A 17,172-nucleotide genomic window follows, 5' to 3' on the forward strand; every position below is an offset into this window, starting at 1 on the left:
GCTTGAATGATTCTGTGTACTTACTCATAACGTCCCCCAAGGGTTGGATGGGTGTCCAACTTCTTGGGGGCAGTTCAAGTTTCGTTTGCGCCCCTACTGATCGACAGACAGCGCCAATCAGTTTGCACACGGCCCCATTGATTACTACTTGATGAAGTCCAGCAGATAGCCATTGATCTCATCGATCAATGTCGTGCACATGCCATGGGAGGCACCAGGGATGATCTTCAGCACCGAACCGTGCACCAGTTCTGCGCTTTTCAGGGCCGAAGCGGCGATGGGAACGATCTGGTCGTCATCGCCATGCAGGATCAGGGTGGGAATATCGAACTTCTTCAGGTCTTCGGTGAAGTCGGTTTCGGAAAACGCCTTGATGCAATCCAGCTCGCCCTTGATGGAACCCAGCATGCCGATGGCCCAGAACGCATCGATGGTTCCCTGGGAAACGTTGGCACCCTCGCGGTTGAAACCATAGAAAGGTATCGCCAGATCCTTGAAGAACTGCGAGCGATTGCTCGTGACGCTGTCGCGAATGCCATCGAAGACTTCAATGGGCAGTCCTTCGGGGTTGGCCTCGGTCTTGAGCATGATCGGCGGCACTGCGCCAATCAGCACCGCCTTGGCCACCCGTCCGGTGCCATGACGGCCAATATAGCGGGCAACTTCGCCGCCGCCTGTAGAGTGCCCGATCAGGACCGCGTCCTTCAGGTCCAGCGCCTCGAACAGCTCGGCCAGATCGTCGGCGTAGGTGTCCATTTCATTGCCATCCCACGGCTGGCTTGAGCGGCCATGTCCGCGCCGGTCGTGAGCGATGACCCGGTAGCCGAGGCGGCCCAGGAAGTTCATCTGGGCATCCCAGGCATCGGCATCCAGCGGCCAGCCGTGGGAGAACACTATCGGTTGCCCGGTGCCCCAATCCTTGTAGTAGATCTCGGTGCCATCTTTGACTTTCAACAGGCCCATAAACATCAATCCTCATGTTATGCAGCAGTGACAGGAACAAGGACGACATTCGCGCGACGTCATACGCAATCGACGCATCGAAGGTGTTGGAGTTGAGACTAGACCGGAATAAGGGCACAGCCTTGTGTGGATGTGCCCTGGTGGACCGATGGTTCGTTCAGGCAGGTTCGCGCTGGCTGTCGATGTAGCGAATGAGCGTGTTGACGGTCTGTTGCAGTTCGCCGGAGTTATCCAGCAGGAAAACCGAAGGATTAGCGGCCAGTACATTCACGGCAAAGGAAGCGTTGCGCTCCAGCCTTGCCTCGATTTCCGTGACCGACTCACGTCCTCGGGCCAACAGACGCTGGCGCAAGACCTGCTGATCGACGGTCAGCAACACCGCCAGCAGAGTCGGATAACGTACTTGTGCCTGCTGCAGATGAGCCCTTGAACCATTCATGAGCACGTTATGGCCTTCAAGCAGCCATTGGTCTATTTCGACGGGAATGCCGTAGTGCAGACCATTGGCCTGCCAGCTCAAGGCAAAGGCGCCCTGCTCGCGCATGCTCTCGAACTGTTCGACGCTGACGGCCTGGGCCGCTTCGCCCACGGCTTCGGCAGAACGGGTAATGACCCGCCGTACGATCCGGCAATCGTTGCGGGTCAAGGTTTCCCGTGCGGCATCCAGCAGGCTGTCCTTGCCTGAACCGGACGGCCCGATGAGATAGATCAACCTGCCCACCATCAAAACACCCTCGCCAGACATTGCGGGTAACGACAGGCCGTGGAGCGGATGAAGATGAACGATTCACACCACGGCCAGTAAAAGACTGGCCGGATGATAATCGTTCAGGTGGATATTCAGTAGTCCTGTTTCGTACCTCAGATACGGAAACTTCCCACCAATTGTTGCAAGCGGGCAGCCTGCTCTTCCAGCAGGTTGCAGGCATCCAGCGTCAGGCGCAGGTTATCGACACCCTGCTGGTTGAGCGTATTGATATGTGTGATATCGACGTTGATCGACTCCACCACAGCGGTCTGTTCTTCAGTTGCAGTGGCAACCGACTGGTTCATGCCGTTGATTTCATCGATACGCCGGGTGACGCTGCCCAGACGCTCACCGGCACGGTTGGCGATGCTCACGCTGTCTTCGCTCTGACGCTGGCTTTCGGTCATGTTCACCACCGCTTCGCGGGCTCCGACCTGCAGCTCTTCGATCATGGTCTGCACTTGCTGGGCAGAGTCCTGAGTCCGGTGCGCCAGGTTGCGGACCTCATCGGCCACGACGGCAAAACCACGGCCCGCTTCACCTGCGCGGGCAGCCTCGATGGCAGCATTGAGGGCCAGCAGGTTGGTCTGCTGGGAAATGCTGGTGATGACCTCGAGAATCTGCCCGATATTGGCAGTCTTGCCATTGAGGCTCTCGATGTTGACACACGACTCGCTGATCTTGCCCGACAGCTCGTTCATCGCGGCAATGGTCTGCTGCACGACGCTCTGCCCTTCACCGGCCAGATCGCTGGCATCGCTGGACTGCTGCGAAGTGCGAGCGGCATTCTGAGCGATTTCCTGGGCGGCAGCGCCCAGTTGATTGATGGCTGCGGCAACACTTTCGGTACGGTTGGATTGCTGATCGGAGTTGGTCATGGACGAATTGGACGCCTTGACCACTCGCGTTGCGACTTCACCCAGTTGCCCGGCAGTGGAAGCCACTTCGCGAATCGAAGTGTGGATACGCTCGACAAAGTGGTTGAAGGACTGCGCCAGTTCACCGAACTCATCCTGAGAGGTAATGGCCAGCCGCTTGGTCAGGTCGCCCTCACCGTCCGCGATGTCACGCATGGCGCGCCCCATCTGGTGCAATGGCTGCATCAGCACACGAATCAGCAGGCCCAGCAACAGGATGATCACCAGTACGACCACACCCATGGCGGCGAGCGCCGAAGTGCGGAACTCGCTGAGCATCGCGTAGGCCGCCTCCTGATCCAGTACCAGAGCGACATACCAGTTCGCGGTTGAAATACCCTGGACCGGCGTGAAGGAGACGAACTCCGTCTTGCCGCCGGAGGTGATTTCACTGACCCCGGCCACGATCTTCGGCGTGTTGTCCGGATAGGCTTCGCTGATGTTCTTGAGGATCAGCTTGCTGTCCGGATGAATCAGGATCTTGCCATCGGCGCTGACAATGTAGGCATAACCATGGCCGCCGAAATTCAGGGAGTTGATGGTCTTGCTGATGCTGTCCAGGGAAATGTCCGCACCCGCAACACCGGCGAACTGATTCTGGATCTTGACCGGAGCCGCCAGGGTGACCACCAGCTTGCCCGAAGAAGCGGCAATGTAAGGTTCGGTGACGATGACACCGGGCGCATTCTGCGCCGCCTTGTACCAGCCTCGGGTCCGTGGATCATAATCGGCGGCACGATTGCCGGCCGGAATGGAAAACATCACGCCTTCGGTGCTGCCGAAGTAGCTGAGCTGGAAGTTCTCGCTGTAAGCCTGCAGACCGATTGCCCGCTGCAATTGAGGCAGGGCCTTGCCATCGAGGGAAATCTGCTGGCCCATGGACTGCAGCAGTTGCGAACGGCTTTCCAGCCAGGTCTGAATATTCTGCGTCGTCAGAGTACCCAGCTGTTGCAATTCGGACAGGACATTGGACTTCAAAGTTTGGCGTTGTCGATAATCATTGATGACAATAAACGCACTAAACGCGACAACCACAATCAACGCAGCCGCCAGCAGAATTTTCTTGCTGAAACCTAAACTTTTAATCATGAGGATACTTCCATGCAGAAACCGTAACGGCGATATAGCGATCACCAGAAAAGCCTGACAACTGTGTCGTTTCTACGAACCAGGGAGATTGACAAAAACCGCTGATTAGCCAGTAGGTGCATGCAATCCAGAAAGCTTTCAGCAACAGCTCGCCCCGGAAACGGAGCGAATTGATATCATACACACATGCATTTTCCATGACAATTTCAGCTTTTTATTTAAAAGCCCTGTCTGAAAACGTTTTCTGATTAAAGTTTTTCATGGATGACGCCAATAAAGTGTCGAACAACCGCACTTAATGATCAGTCTGGCGAGTACACATATTTTTTAAACGGGTATGTCTTACTTACCCATAAACTTCTCATAAACTTTTTATTGGCTTTTTTCAACGCCGCTCATCGCATTGTATATACATCAGAGGATGTGCTGCGGATGCAGGCACTGAGATGCACCTCTCACAATCCATCGGCAAACGTGCACAGAGGAAAAAACTGACTATCGTTGAATCATCCGACGTATGAGGATGCAATCGATGACCCTTGAAAAACTGTTTGACGATTTGCACAGCCTGCCCAGCATTCCCAAAGTGGCCCAGGACCTGATGCTGCAGTTCGATAACGCCTCCTCCAACCTGGAAAGCATCGCCCGCAATATCGAGAAGGACCCGGTGATTGCAGCAAAGGTGCTGCGCCTGGCCAACTCAGCCCGGTTCCGTGGTTCCAGGGAGTCATCCAGTATCGAAGACGCAGCCATGCGCCTGGGTTTCAATACCTTGCGCACACTGGTGATGGCCTCGGCAGTGACCGGCGCTTTCAAGGCCGGACCGAGTTTCGATCTCAAGGCGTTCTGGCTCAAAAGCTTCCAGGTCGCCGGGATCTGCCGAATGCTGGCCAAGCAGACCGGCGCCGATCCTGAGATCGCTTTCACCTGCGGAGTCATGCATAACATTGGCGAACTGCTGATCCAGACCGGCGCGCCACAAGTGGCAGAGCGCCTGAACAACGCCGCCAAGGCCGGGACAGCAGGACGGGCAGCCAACGAAACACTGCAACTGGGCTTCGGTTATCCGGAGGTGGGTGAAGAACTGGCCCGGCGCTGGCAATTGCCGAAGGTGATTCAACAGGCCATCGCCTATCAGGCGCGCCCGATGCAGGCTCCCGAAAATGCTCCTCTGCCGCGCATCGTGGCTCAGGCCATCGTGATTTCCGATGCACTTGAAGCCCATGACGGCGCCACACCCGAAGCACAGAAGGCCGCTACCGGCCCGCTGACCGAGGAAGTGGATCTGGACGCCCTGTTCAAGGGCCTGCCGGCGGTACTGGAAGCGGACAAGGCGTTTTCACAGCTGCTGTCTTGATCATTATTCGCGAAGGAATTGGCTCCTGCCGGGTTTGTACAGGAGCCAATTCAGTCGCAAAGGCTATTTCAGAAGCAAGCCTGAAACCAGAGCCTTGTTGAACATGGCCGGATCTTCCATCTGCGGTGCATGCCCCATGCCCTTGAACTCGACCAGGGTAGCGCCCGGGATCATCTCGGTAACCTGCTTGCCCAATACCTTGTAGTTGCCTATCCGGGCCTTGACCTCCGGTGGTGCAATGTCGCTGCCGATGGCCGTGGTGTCTGCATCGCCAATCATCAGCACGGTCGGGACCTTGAGTTTCGGGAATTCGTAGAAGACCGGCTGGGTGAAAATCATGTCGTAGATCAGCGCCGAGTTCCAGGCGACCGCTTTCTGGCCCGGTCCCTTGTTCAGACCGGCCAGCATATCGACCCACTTGTCATACTCGGGCTTCCAGCGGCCGTCGTAATACGTCTTCTGCTCGTACTGGCGAATTCCTTCGGCGGTCACCTTCAGCTCACGTTCGTACCATTGGTCGATGCTGCGATAAGGCACACCCAGGGCTTTCCAGTCTTCAAGACCGATCGGATTGACCATCACCAGCTTTTCGGTCTGTTGCGGATACATCAGCGCATACCGTGTAGCCAGCATGCCACCGGTGGAATGACCGACCACCGACACCTTGTCGATCTTCAGGCTGGCCAGCAAGTCATGGGTATTGGTTGCCAGTTGCTGAAAGCTGTATTGGTAGTAACCGGGCTTGGTGGAGGTGCAGAAACCGATCTGGTCCGGCACCACAACGCGATAACCCGCAGCGCTCAAGGCCTTGATGCTGTCTTCCCAGGTAGCGGCACAGAAATTCTTGCCATGCATCAATACGGCCGTACGGCCATTGGCCTGGCCGGTGGGCGCAACATCCATGTAACCCATTTCCAGTTTCTGCCCCTGGGACTGGAAGCTGAATTTTTTCAGGGTATGGGGATAGGTGAATCCCTCGAGTTGCTGGCCATAGCTGGGCGTTTCGGCAAACACTGCGCCAGGCAGCGTCAGTGTCATGAGCAAGCCTGCGATCTTTACAGCACGCATAAAGAACCTCCTGTAGGAAATGGAGCGTGAACATGCGGGAACTCAGCATGCTGGCCTACAGACTTGCTCCTGTCACGCAAGCAGACATTTCATAGTGTTAACGCCGAGTCATATAGACTGTCGCCATCCTTTCGAAGTACGACCCGCCATGGTGCAAAGGAATAACGATGAATCGCAATGAATTGCGCAAGGCAGACATCAACCTGATGGTGGTTTTCGAGACATTGATGCTGGAGCGCAATGTGACGCGCACCGCCGAAAAACTGTTTCTCGGCCAGCCGACCATCAGTGCCGCACTCAACCGGTTGCGCAGCCTGCTCAACGACCCGCTGTTCATCCGGGTCGGCCATCGCATGGAGCCTACCGCTCGCGCCCATGAAATTCTCAGGCACCTGACTCCGGCACTGGATGCCATGTCCACGGCGCTCAGCCTGGCCAGTGATTTCGATCCCTCGGCGAGCACCATGACTTTTCGCATCGGCATGTCGGACGACGTGGAGTTCGGCTTGCTCCCCGCCTTGCTCCAGGCGATACGCAAGGAAGCGCCGGGCGTGGTGCTGGTGGTCAAGCACGTCGATTACCTGAATATCTCGGAAGTGCTGATGTCCGGCGAGATTACCGTAGGTATCTGCCTGACCCGCGACCTGCCGGCCAATGCCAAGCGCAAGCCATTGCGCAATGTTCAGCCACGTGTGGTCAGGGCCGACAAGTCGTCGAAGCCCATGACCCTGGATGAATACTGTTCTCGCCCTCATGTGGTGGTGTCCCATGCCGCAAACGTCAGCAGCTTTGCCGATGAGTGGCTGACGGCACTGGGGCGCAAGCGCAAGGTCGTGTTGTCCGTGCCGCGTTTCACCACCCTGCCCGCGCTGATGGCCGGCACCGACCTGATCGCCGGTCTGTCCGACTTCACGGCCAGTGCCATGAGTGCGTTGGGGTTACTGCACGATGAGCCTTTGCCCTTCAGTACGCCGGGGCTGGATCTGTCGATGACATGGTTGAGCGTGATGGACAGCGATCCGGCAGAACGCTGGTTGCGCAGCCGGATCGAGGAATTCATGGGCGAGCACCGGACGGTGCCCACCCTGGAGGGCATCAGCCAAAGCGACCGGTGATGTAGTCTTCGGTCTGGGTCTTGGAAGGCTTGGTGAAGATGGTGTCAGTGTCGCCGTGCTCGATCAGTTCGCCCATGAACATGAACGCGGTGTAGTCCGAGCAACGGGCCGCCTGTTGCATGTTGTGGGTCACGATGATCACGGTGAACTGCTCTTTCAGCTCGGTGATCAACTGCTCGATACGACCGGTGGAGATCGGGTCGAGTGCCGAGGTCGGCTCATCGAGCAGCAGGACCTGAGGACGCAGCGCAATGGTACGTGCGATACACAGACGCTGTTGCTGACCACCGGACAGGCTGGTGGCGCTGTTCTTGAGCTTGTCCTTCACTTCATCCCACAACGCGGCACCACGCAGGGCCTGCTCGACACGGTCTTCCATTTCACGGCGCGAGAGCTTTTCGTGGTGGCGGATGGCGTAGGCGATGTTCTCGAAGATCGACATCGGGAACGGTACCGGCTTCTGGAACACCATACCCACCTGACTGCGCAGACGGTTCATCGAATAGCCCGGTGCCAGGATGTTTTCGCCATTGAGCAGCACTTCGCCGCGCGCTTCCTGTTTCGGGTACATCGAGTAGATACGGTTGAACACGCGCAGCAGAGTGGACTTGCCGCAGCCGGACGGGCCGATGATCGAGGTGATCCGCTTTTCGGGGATCATCATGTCGATGGATTTCAGTGACTTCTGTTCGTTGTAGAAAAACTCCAGACCACGCACTTGGATCTTGGTTTTTTCGTTGGCAAGGGAAAGGTTGTTCATCAGGACGCCCTATTGCGCAGAAGAATTAAGCGAGAAAGCAGACTCAGAACCAGTACGAAGAGCGTCATGACCAGTGCACCGGCCCAGGCCAGGGAGTGCCAGTCTTCGAACGGACTCATGGCGTACTGGAAGACCACCACCGGAACGCTGGCGATAGGCTTGAGCAGGTCGCTGCTCCAGAACTGGTTGCCGAAAGCGGTGAACAGCAGTGGCGCGGTTTCGCCGGTGATACGTGCCAGAGCCAGCAGAACGCCTGTCACCACGCCCGCCTTGGCGGCACGCAGGACGATTTGCAGGGTCAGCTTCCATTGCGGCACACCCAAGGCCAGTGCGGCTTCGCGCATGGTCGAAGGTTGCAGTTGCATCATTTCATCGGTAGTACGCACCACCACCGGAATCACCAGCAACGCCAGGGCAAGGGCACCGGCAATCGCCGAGAAACCGACCTGTTGGCCTGTGAACTGGTTGAGCGGCAGCACGACCACGGTGTACACGAACAGACCCAGCACAATCGACGGCGCCGACAGCAGAATGTCGTTGATGAAGCGCACCGCATTGCCCAGCTTGGAATAGCGGGCGAATTCGGCCAGCCAGATACCGGCCATCAGGCCGATTGGCGTACCGATCAGCAGGCCGATGCCGGACATCAGCAGGCTGCCATAGAACGCGTTGGCCAGACCGCCTTCGACACCCGGCGGCGGGGTCATGCCGGAGAACAGTTGCAGGTTCAGGGCATCGATGCCCTTGATGATGGTGGTCAGCAGAATCCACACCAGCCACAACAGACCGAAGGCAGTGGCACCGCAGCTGAGCACCATTGCAATCTTGTTCTTGATATTGCGAACCCGATACAGGCGCTCGTTACCGGTTACGTCGTTACTCATAACCCCTCCTTACGCGAAAGACGCGACAACATCAGACGTGCAAGGGCAAGCACGATGAAAGTAACCACAAACAGCAGGAAGCCCAGTGCGATCAGCGCCGAACGGTGCAGGTCGGTGTAAGCCTCGTTGAATTCGTTGGCGATGACCGAAGCGATGGAACTGCTTGGCATCATCAGGGATGCGGAGAACTGGTGGGCGTTACCCAGAACGAAGGTCACCGCCATGGTTTCACCCAAGGCACGGCCAAGCCCCAGGAACACACCGCCGACCACTGCCGAGCGGGTGTAAGGCAGAACGATGTCCCAGACCACTTCCCAGGTAGTGCCGCCCAGGGCGTAGGCAGACTCTTTGAGGGTCGTGGGAACGGTACGGAAGACTTCCTGCATTACCGAAGTAATGAACGGCGTGATCATGATCGCCAGGACGATACCTGCGGTCAGCATGCCGATACCCAGCGGCGGGCCCTGGAACAGAGTGCCGATAAAAGGCAGGCCACCCAGGTTTTCATTGATCCATGGCGACAGGTGTTCAGCCATGAACGGGCCGAACACGAACAGCCCCCACATGCCGTAGATAATCGAAGGAATGCCGGCCAGCAACTCGATGGCCGAGGCAATGGGCATCCTCAACCAGGGCGGCGCGACTTCCGTCAGGAAGATGGCGATGCCGAAACTCACCGGAACGGCGATCAGCAAAGCCAGAAAAGAAGTAACCAACGTACCGTAGATCGGAACCAGGGCACCAAACTTGCCGTTGTTCACGTCCCACTCGGCACTGGTCAGAAAACCAAAACCAAAGGTCTCGAATGCCAGACTTCCGCCCCACAGGGTCGACAGGGCAATACAACCCAGCAGTGCCAGCACCAGCATGGCCGCGCCTTGCAGCGAACGCCTGAACCAGGCGTCATGTCGATGATCCCGCTTGGCGCGCTTTTCGCCTTCGGAGTCGATGTCTGAGACGTTAGCGGACAGGTATTGGGTGTTTTCAGTCATGTTGAGTCCACTCGCAAGAAAAAGCCCCCGTCACCGAACCGATATCGCGGTTGATGACAGGGGTGAGCTACAGGCTTGAATCACTTACTTGGTGAATTCGGTTTTCCAGTAGCCTTCTACACGTTCAACCAGCGATTTCGGCAGAGCGACGTAATCCAGCTCTTCTGCCTGCTTCTGACCGTTTTCCAGAGACCACTTGAAGAAGTCGAAAGTGGCTGCACTCTTCTCGGCGTTCTTGGCCTTCTTGTACATGATGATCCAGGTGGTCGCAGTGATCGGCCATGCTTCGTCGCCCGGAGCGTTGGTCATGATCAGACCGAAATCCTTGGCGCTCGCCCAGTCGGCAGTGTCAGCCGCAGCAGCGAAAGTCTTGGAGGTCGGGGTCACGAACTTGCCAGCAGCGTTTTTCAGCTGGGTGTAGGCCAGTTTGTTGGTCGCAGCGTAGGAGTACTCGACATAGCCGATGGAACCCTTGATCTGCTTGACGTAGGCAGAAACACCTTCGTTACCCTTGCCACCCACACCGACCGGCCATTTGACGGTGGAACCGAACTGCAACTCCTTGTTCCACTCCGGGCTGACCTTGCTCAGGTAGTTGGTGAAGTTGTAGGAAGTGCCCGAGCCGTCGGAACGGTGAACAACGGTGATGTTGGTCTTAGGCAGATTCACGCCAGGGTTGAGGGCCTTGATGGCCTCGTCGTCCCAGGTCTTTACCGTGCCCATGAAGATCTTGGCCAGGGTCTCGCCATCCAGCTTCAGCTTGCCGCTTTCGATACCTTCGACGTTGACGATTGGCACGATGCCACCGATCACGCTGGGGAACTGACCCAGGCCAGCGGCCTGCAGGTCTTCTGCGGACATCGGGGCATCGGATGCGCCGAAGTCAACGGTGGCTGCCTTGATCTGAGCGATACCACCGCCCGAACCGATCGACTGATAGTTGATGCGGTTTTCAGAATTCTTGCTGTAGTCCTGGGACCACTTTGAAATAACCGGGAAAACGAAACTCGAACCAGCGCCAGTGACATCAGTCGCATGGGCAGCACCGCTCAGGCACAGCGAAGCGATCAGAAGCGACAAGCGTTTTTTAGTCAGCAGTATCACGGTAATACCTCAGTCCAGGAGAAAGTGTGGTGGTCCACTTAAGGAGGCCCGAGGCGGATTTAAAACCTGAAATGTTTCTGTTTAATGACAGTCCGTCGACTGGTGGCAGAAATGAACGTTTTTTGTAATCGATCTCCTACGCCGGGCCGACCGAAAAAGCCGTAAAAGCCCCGTATTTACTGGGTTACTCTCCTGCCAATCGAAAAATATCAATTTGCCACCACCAACCAATAGCACAGCGCCATCTCTGTTTTTTAATTGTAAGAAAGTACGTTTTCTTAGAACCGATACCAGGCCACAGATACTTTTTTATAGCCATAAAGCCTTGAGTACCCCGTCGGTCGGACACGTCGCACCTATTGTCTGCCAGGCCACACCAATGACAGGTAACGACCCACCCTGGAGACTCACATCATGATCGGTAATCGAATAGCAGCACTGAGCCTTGCCACCTTACTGGCCGGTATCAGCTCAGGGGCATGGGCAGGCTCGACCGGCCCGACTCACCCGGAAGGCCATGACCCGGACAGTCCGGCCATGGAATTGAAAAGCGATCAGGAAGACAACACGGACGGCAGCAGCCCCGAAGCAGACGGCAGGGTCCCGGACCCGAAGCAAACCAACGGGATGGGCAATGACAGCACCCAAGGCTCCAACGGGGATAACGACAGCACCACGCCCAATGACAAGAAGCCCTCGGACCGCTGAAATCAGCCCGGCAGCCCGGGTGCCCACTGCACGTAACACACTTCCACAGGCATGCCATGCTCGGCACAGAAATCCAGCCAGCGCAGTTGGTTATCCTGTAGCCGGTCACCGGGCCCCTTGACCTCGATCATGCGGTAGCGGCGCTGCTCGGGGAAAAACTGAATCAGGTCCGGCATGCCGGTGCGATTGGCCTTGATGTCTTGCAGCAAGCGGCGAAACCAGTGGCCAAGATGCTCGGCAGGCAGGCAATGCAGAGCCTGCTCCAGCAGTTCAGGAGTCAGAACGTTCCAGAACACGAAAGGCGATTGCAGTCCGGACTTGCTCTGAAAGTGCTCACGAATCGTCGCCTGATAGGTGCCGCTTTCCAGTTGGGCCAGACATTCGTCGAACAGCGCTGCACGACGCTGATAGAAGTCCGGGCTGAGCAAATCGCTGGGAGCACTATGGAAGGGATGGAAAAACGCTCCCGGCAGCGGTGCGAAAATCGCCGGCCAGCACAACAGACCGAACAGTGAGTTGATCAGCGCATTCTCGACGTAATGCACCTCGCTGCCCTCTTCGGCCAGATGTTCGCGAATCAGGAACTCGACACTCAGGCCAGGAACAGGCACAACACTCAGATCCAGGCGCGACACGCTGCGAGCGGCCGCACGCTTCTCGACCGTCAGGCCCAGCTTGCGCTGCAAGCGCGGCAGAATGCGTTGCAGATGCTGAAGCTCGGCATCGTTCTGCGGCATGGCCCTGACCTGTTCCAGCAGCGCCATGGCCTGGGCGTATTCGGCACTGAGTTCCAGAACCCGGATCTGCCGCGAACGGGCTCCCGGATAATTGCACTGGCGATAGACCTCCAGGGCCAGAGGCCACTCCTGCAGACGCTCGGCCTGCTGCCCGATATGGAACAACAGCTTGGCACAGCGTCTTTGCAGCCAGGGATTGCGGGTTTCGATGGCCAGCGCCTGCTCGGCCAGCAGTTTCAGTTCGATACCCTGCTCCATGGCTTCCCGGCAGGCATGCAGTTGCAGGCAGACGTCGATGTCCACCCGTTCGCCGATGGCCCGCGAGTCCTGCGAGAACTCGACCTTTTCGTAGCGAAAGATCCCCAGATCCGCCAGCACGAACTCCGACCACTCCTGATGCAGATTGCCGAAATACAGCAGGCGCAGGCGATCGCACAACGGCATCACCTTCAGCTCGAAGACCTGATCGTCCAGATCGGGATGCCATTGATCCAGAGGCTGGGCAACTTCATAGATCGATTGCAGACGCGCGAGCCAGTCCGGCTTGCGTTCCGGCCCCTTCACCGCATGGGCCTTGAAGCACTGGCTCAGTTCATCCTTGCGCAGCAATTGAAACAATGCGTCCAGTTCCAGCAGCGGACGCGAATCGATCCAGCCCTGTGCCAGCAAGGGCAACGCCGCTTCGCGGGTATCGCCAATCTCGTCGTAATCGAGCTTGCTGGCCCGGAACAGCGTGCCCTTGCGCATGACCATACGCACCAGCAAGGCCTGGGCAGGCGTCGGCAGCCCGGAAAACTCACTGATAAACCGGCGCTCGTGTTCATCGAGCAGATCGTCGTAACGCTGAACGATCCAGGCAAGGACCTGACGAAAGTTTTCCAGGTAATAAAACGGATTGTCGAGAGGTGAAATACTCAAGGATGCGGTCACACAAGGCAGAGACAGGCGGCCAAGGATACTGGTTATCCGTACAGATTCCAGCCATGATGCCACCGGTTTTTACGCGGGCCGATAAATGGTGCATTTCGCAAAAGAGTCGGCGAGCCGTAAGATCGACCTTTTTGGCAAGGAGCGGATATGCAAGCGCCGCTGGTTTACCTCGCAGGTTTCGATGTGTTCCGTCAGGACGCCATCGAATATGGCCAATACCTGAAGCAATTGTGTACAGCCCAGGGTCTTGAAGGCTTGTACCCGTTCGACAATGAAGTGCCGCCCGGGCTATCCCCTCACGATACAGCGCAATTGATCTGCACGATGAACATCGCAATGATCCAGCGCTGTACGGCGGTACTGGCCAATCTCAACGTCTTCCGCGGCCTGGAACCCGATTCCGGCACCGCTTTCGAGGTCGGCATGGCGGTGGCGCTGAACAAACCGGTCTGGGGCTATTTCGATCCAATAGCCTCGTTGCGCGAACTGGTGCCTCACGATGAAAAGGGTTTCGACAGCCAGGGTTTCGTCGTGGAAGACTTCAACCTGCCCCGCAACCTGATGCTGGCCTGCACCTGGGCGGGAAGCAGCCCGAGTGCAGAGTCGGGGATCGAGGCATTGGCCCGCTATCTGACCTCAAAGCAGGCGTAATGCCCGTCAGTCAAGACACAGACAAGACTTATGCCACAAGGTGATTCATGACCTTGACCGGAGCTCAACCCAATGTCGCAGAGCCGATATCGCCGGTGATGGTCGGGTCCAGCTTGTCGGCATCGACAAAATCATCCAGGCCAAGGATATCCAGATCCAGATAGCCTTCCGGGTCATTGTCTTCATCGGCATCGGCATCGTTCAAAGGCGACTGGTCGCCACCAAAATGCTGTGCCGGACGGGCAACAGAGGGAAAGTCTGTGGCGAATGGAGATACCTGCATCGCTGTCTGGCTCCTTTTTATCTCATGAAATCAGATACGTCCTGCGCATCTGCATGACCACAGGCTAGCGCAGCCGTGGATGAAAGCGCAAAACCTCAGGTCCAGCCTACAAACTCGCCACCGTTATCACGCAACATCTGCAGCATTTTCTGTGCGGCCGGAGACAGATAACCACTGCTGCGCAATGTCACGCCAATGGTGCGTTTCATCGTAGTCTGTTCCAGAGGCACTTCGCGAAGATGTTGCATGTTCTTGCCAAACTCCAGTGACTCCCTGGCGATAAAGCTCAGCAGGTTACTCTGGGCAATCAGCCCCGGCAGCAGGGAAATGGAATTCGCCTCGATCTGCACCACCGGCAGCGGCAGGCCATGGGCAGCAAAGGTCGCATCCAGCCATTTGCGTGAAGACACGCCTATGGGCGGCAACACCCAGCGATAGGCATTCAAGTCGCTCATCTGCATCGGGGCCTTGAAAATCGGGTGGTGCTTGCTGGCAATGACTACCGCTTCGTCCTTGAGAATCGGATAGCTGACGACCTAGTCATCGTCAGGAATCAGCGAGCAGATAATCATGTCCAGTTGCCCGGAGCGCAGGGACTCGCCGAGCAAGTCGTCCTGACCGACCACCAGTTTCAAGGTCACGTCCGGTGCACGTTGCAGCAGAGCCGAAGTCAGCTTGGGCATCAGATACTCGGCCATGGTAGCGGCACAGCCCACGCGAATATTGCCCACCATGCCACTGGCGAAATCCCGGACCTCGCGCTGGGTCTGGGCAATGCTCTGCTGCAATTCCCTGCCCCGGGCCTGGAGCAGTTCGCCCACCGGGGTCAGCTTGATGCGTCGCCCGTCACGCTGGAACAGGCGCGTTCCAAAGGACTCCTCCAGACGCTGAATGCTTTTAGTCAGCGCCGGCTGGCTGCGATTGAGCTTTTCGGCTGCACGTCCCAGATGGCCCAGCTCAGCGATGGTTTCAAAATAAGTGAGGTCCCGCAGGTCCATATCCATCAACCAAAGTTATCAATTCATGATTATTAGAAAATAGACTTGATCGATTGAAGTGTCGATACTTTGTGCGACCGGTCAGTTCCTGATCGGCAGCCAAAGTCTGGGAGAACCTCCTTGCCACGTGCTTCAAGCCTGACGCTATCCACGCTGCCTCACCTGCCCCAATGGGTCAGTCTGCTGCTGTTTGCAGGTGCCTCCGGGCAATTTCTCAAATACCTGAATGTGCCTGCGGCGCTGTTCCTCGGTCCGATGCTGGTCGCCATCGGCTTCGGTGTATCGGGTGCAACCATCCGCATGCCTAAAAAACTCTTTCAGTTGGGCCAGGGCACGGTGGGCGTGCTGATCGCCCATGCCATGACCATGGGCGTGCTGATTACCGCGATCCAGTCCTGGCATGTGATGTTATTCGCCACGATCCTGACCGTGCTGCTCAGTGCCGTGGTCGGGCTGGTGCTGGTGCGCTTTGCCGGCATCCCCAGCAACACGGCTGCCTGGGGCACCTCGCCGGGTGCGGCATCGGCGATGGTGGCCATGTCCGAAGACTACGGCGCAGACTCACGGGTGGTCGCCACCATGCAATATGTGCGAGTCGTGTGTGTGGTGGTGGTCGGCTCGCTGGTCAGCCGCTTCATGGGTGCACCCGATAGTGGTGGCGCAGACCTGCACAGCAGTGAAGCGGCATTGCAGGGCCTGAGCCTGCTGGACTTTGGCCTGAGCCTCGGGGTTATCGCATTCGGTGTGCTGCTGGGCTCGCGAATGCCTGCCGGCGCATTGCTGGTGCCACTGGTGCTCGGCGGGGCTTTGCAGTTGAGCGGCCTGCTGCAGATCACGATCCCCACCTGGATGCTGGCGATGGGATATGGCGCAATAGGCTGCTACATCGGCCTGCGCTTTGACCGCGAAACCATCAGCTACGTCTGGCGACGCCTGCCGATGATGATCTTCGCCTCGATGCTGCTGATCGTGCTGTGCGCCCTTTCGGCCTGGCTGATTGCCGTGATGCTGGACAAGGATTACCTCTCGGTCTACCTGGCCACCAGCCCCGGCGGGCTGGATGCGATGGCGATCATTGCCATCGACACCCATGCCGACGTCGGTTTCGTGCTGGCGATGCAGACCCTGCGCCTGTTCGGCGTGATCCTGACCGGCAGCTTCCTGGCCCGGCAGATCATTCGCCTGACTGACCGCAAGGCGCCTTCACACTCGCGCCCCGCTCAACCTGACAGCAATTCTGCATCGTAGACCTGTCCACGGCGCACGATCGAACCTTGTTCGAGCAAGGCACCCGGGGCCAGCACCGCATTGGCACCGATCCGGGAATGATCGCCGATCAGAGCACCGAACTTGTCACAACCGGTGCCTTGCAACCGGTTGCCGACCAACACATTGACCTGCTTGTCGGTACGCTCATTGCGGTAATTGCAGACGATGCTGCCTGCCTCGAGATTGACTCCAGCGCCCAGGATCGAGTCACCGACAAAATTGAAATGGGCCAGTTTGCTTCCGGCGAATACAAACGACGTCTTCAACTCGGCACCCGGCCCGATAATGCAATGCTCATCGAGCCAGCATCCTCCGCGCAAATAGGCACCGGCAGCGATAAAACAACCGGGCCCGACGATCAACGGCCCCTTGAGCACCGCACCCGGCTCGATGATCGCCGTGCAATGCACGGCTACGTCATCGACAATCCGGTAATCCTCCCGAGAAAGCCGGGGCAGCAACTCGGCCAGCACTTCAGGCGCCTTGCTCGCCAACTGCCAGGGAGACAGGGTTTCCCAGCCCGCAAGGCCTGAAGCCAGGAACCCGTTTATGTAATTGACAATCCTGACCATTGCAACGCCTCAAACATGGAACAGACG

Annotated in this window: 16 protein-coding genes and 2 pseudogenes; 5 read left to right on the forward strand and 13 right to left on the reverse strand. The window is 57.5% G+C overall.

What is annotated here, in order from left to right:
• Positions 1 to 144 precede the first annotated feature (144 nt).
• The 4 genes and pseudogenes from JSY17_RS23325 to JSY17_RS26185 all read right to left on the reverse strand — a co-directional run.
• The gene (locus tag JSY17_RS23325; RefSeq protein ID WP_206403119.1) at positions 145 to 963 is read right to left on the reverse strand and encodes an alpha/beta fold hydrolase; all 819 of its coding nucleotides are present in this window, start codon (positions 961 to 963) and stop codon (positions 145 to 147) included.
• Between the two features lie 157 nt (positions 964 to 1,120).
• Positions 1,121 to 1,687 (reverse strand): phosphonate metabolism protein/1,5-bisphosphokinase (PRPP-forming) PhnN, encoded by a 567-nt coding sequence (phnN, locus tag JSY17_RS23330; RefSeq protein ID WP_117183470.1) that lies wholly within the window; start codon positions 1,685 to 1,687, stop codon positions 1,121 to 1,123.
• A gap of 137 nt (positions 1,688 to 1,824) precedes the next feature.
• Positions 1,825 to 2,589, reverse strand: a complete 765-nt coding sequence (locus JSY17_RS26180; protein WP_371856567.1) for a methyl-accepting chemotaxis protein — start codon at positions 2,587 to 2,589, stop codon at positions 1,825 to 1,827.
• A gap of 93 nt (positions 2,590 to 2,682) precedes the next feature.
• A pseudogene (locus tag JSY17_RS26185) lies at positions 2,683 to 3,717 on the reverse strand (HAMP domain-containing protein); the annotation flags it as partial.
• A 532-nt stretch (positions 3,718 to 4,249) separates the two neighbouring features.
• Between JSY17_RS26185 and JSY17_RS23340 the strand changes: the two are divergent.
• Complete coding sequence (locus JSY17_RS23340) at positions 4,250 to 5,074, forward strand: HDOD domain-containing protein (protein WP_206403123.1); 825 nt, start codon at positions 4,250 to 4,252, stop codon at positions 5,072 to 5,074.
• A gap of 63 nt (positions 5,075 to 5,137) precedes the next feature.
• Here JSY17_RS23340 and JSY17_RS23345 read toward each other — a convergent pair whose 3' ends face one another.
• The gene (locus tag JSY17_RS23345) at positions 5,138 to 6,142 is read right to left on the reverse strand and encodes an alpha/beta fold hydrolase (protein WP_200977725.1); all 1,005 of its coding nucleotides are present in this window, start codon (positions 6,140 to 6,142) and stop codon (positions 5,138 to 5,140) included.
• A 167-nt stretch (positions 6,143 to 6,309) separates the two neighbouring features.
• On the opposite strand from JSY17_RS23345, the gene JSY17_RS23350 reads away from it, so the two are divergent.
• Positions 6,310 to 7,257 (forward strand): LysR substrate-binding domain-containing protein, encoded by a 948-nt coding sequence (locus JSY17_RS23350; protein ID WP_117183472.1) that lies wholly within the window; start codon positions 6,310 to 6,312, stop codon positions 7,255 to 7,257.
• On the opposite strand, the gene pstB is transcribed toward JSY17_RS23350, so the two are convergent.
• The 4 genes from pstB to pstS form a co-directional block, all read right to left on the reverse strand.
• Positions 7,238 to 8,017 (reverse strand): phosphate ABC transporter ATP-binding protein PstB, encoded by a 780-nt coding sequence (gene pstB, locus JSY17_RS23355; protein WP_117164992.1) that lies wholly within the window; start codon positions 8,015 to 8,017, stop codon positions 7,238 to 7,240. The genes JSY17_RS23350 and pstB overlap by 20 nt on opposite strands.
• On the reverse strand, positions 8,017 to 8,901 hold the full coding sequence (gene pstA / locus JSY17_RS23360; RefSeq protein ID WP_117183473.1) for a phosphate ABC transporter permease PstA: 885 nt from the start codon (positions 8,899 to 8,901) through the stop codon (positions 8,017 to 8,019). The genes pstB and pstA overlap by 1 nt, the downstream gene beginning before the upstream one ends.
• Positions 8,898 to 9,893, reverse strand: a complete 996-nt coding sequence (pstC, locus tag JSY17_RS23365; protein ID WP_117164994.1) for a phosphate ABC transporter permease subunit PstC — start codon at positions 9,891 to 9,893, stop codon at positions 8,898 to 8,900. The genes pstA and pstC overlap by 4 nt, the downstream gene beginning before the upstream one ends.
• A gap of 84 nt (positions 9,894 to 9,977) precedes the next feature.
• Positions 9,978 to 10,997 carry a phosphate ABC transporter substrate-binding protein PstS gene (gene pstS / locus JSY17_RS23370; RefSeq protein WP_117164995.1) on the reverse strand — a complete coding sequence of 340 codons (1,020 nt, stop codon included), beginning with the start codon at positions 10,995 to 10,997 and terminating at the stop codon, positions 9,978 to 9,980.
• A 414-nt stretch (positions 10,998 to 11,411) separates the two neighbouring features.
• On the opposite strand from pstS, the gene JSY17_RS23375 reads away from it, so the two are divergent.
• Entirely contained in the window at positions 11,412 to 11,705 is a 294-nt protein-coding gene (locus JSY17_RS23375) for a hypothetical protein (protein WP_206403125.1), read from the forward strand.
• A 2-nt stretch (positions 11,706 to 11,707) separates the two neighbouring features.
• Here JSY17_RS23375 and JSY17_RS23380 read toward each other — a convergent pair whose 3' ends face one another.
• Positions 11,708 to 13,360, reverse strand: a complete 1,653-nt coding sequence (locus JSY17_RS23380; protein WP_206403127.1) for a VRR-NUC domain-containing protein — start codon at positions 13,358 to 13,360, stop codon at positions 11,708 to 11,710.
• 159 nt (positions 13,361 to 13,519) lie between these two features.
• Here JSY17_RS23380 and JSY17_RS23385 point away from each other — a divergent pair, with 159 nt between their 5' ends.
• Positions 13,520 to 14,023 carry a nucleoside 2-deoxyribosyltransferase gene (locus JSY17_RS23385; RefSeq protein WP_201014708.1) on the forward strand — a complete coding sequence of 168 codons (504 nt, stop codon included), beginning with the start codon at positions 13,520 to 13,522 and terminating at the stop codon, positions 14,021 to 14,023.
• A 64-nt stretch (positions 14,024 to 14,087) separates the two neighbouring features.
• Here JSY17_RS23385 and JSY17_RS23390 read toward each other — a convergent pair whose 3' ends face one another.
• Both JSY17_RS23390 and JSY17_RS23395 read right to left on the reverse strand, forming a co-directional pair.
• Complete coding sequence (locus tag JSY17_RS23390) at positions 14,088 to 14,306, reverse strand: hypothetical protein (RefSeq protein ID WP_117164998.1); 219 nt, start codon at positions 14,304 to 14,306, stop codon at positions 14,088 to 14,090.
• A gap of 95 nt (positions 14,307 to 14,401) precedes the next feature.
• Positions 14,402 to 15,304, reverse strand: a pseudogene (locus JSY17_RS23395) (LysR family transcriptional regulator).
• A gap of 120 nt (positions 15,305 to 15,424) precedes the next feature.
• On the opposite strand from JSY17_RS23395, the gene JSY17_RS23400 reads away from it, so the two are divergent.
• Positions 15,425 to 16,552 carry an AbrB family transcriptional regulator gene (locus JSY17_RS23400; protein WP_206403129.1) on the forward strand — a complete coding sequence of 376 codons (1,128 nt, stop codon included), beginning with the start codon at positions 15,425 to 15,427 and terminating at the stop codon, positions 16,550 to 16,552.
• Here the strand turns inward: JSY17_RS23400 and JSY17_RS23405 are convergent.
• Positions 16,525 to 17,145 carry an LbetaH domain-containing protein gene (locus JSY17_RS23405; RefSeq protein ID WP_206403131.1) on the reverse strand — a complete coding sequence of 207 codons (621 nt, stop codon included), beginning with the start codon at positions 17,143 to 17,145 and terminating at the stop codon, positions 16,525 to 16,527. The two genes, JSY17_RS23400 and JSY17_RS23405, sit on opposite strands and share 28 nt — an antisense overlap.
• Positions 17,146 to 17,172: the final 27 nt, after the last annotated feature.

Source organism: Pseudomonas capsici (assembly GCF_017165765.1).
Classification (GTDB): domain Bacteria; phylum Pseudomonadota; class Gammaproteobacteria; order Pseudomonadales; family Pseudomonadaceae; genus Aquipseudomonas; species Aquipseudomonas capsici.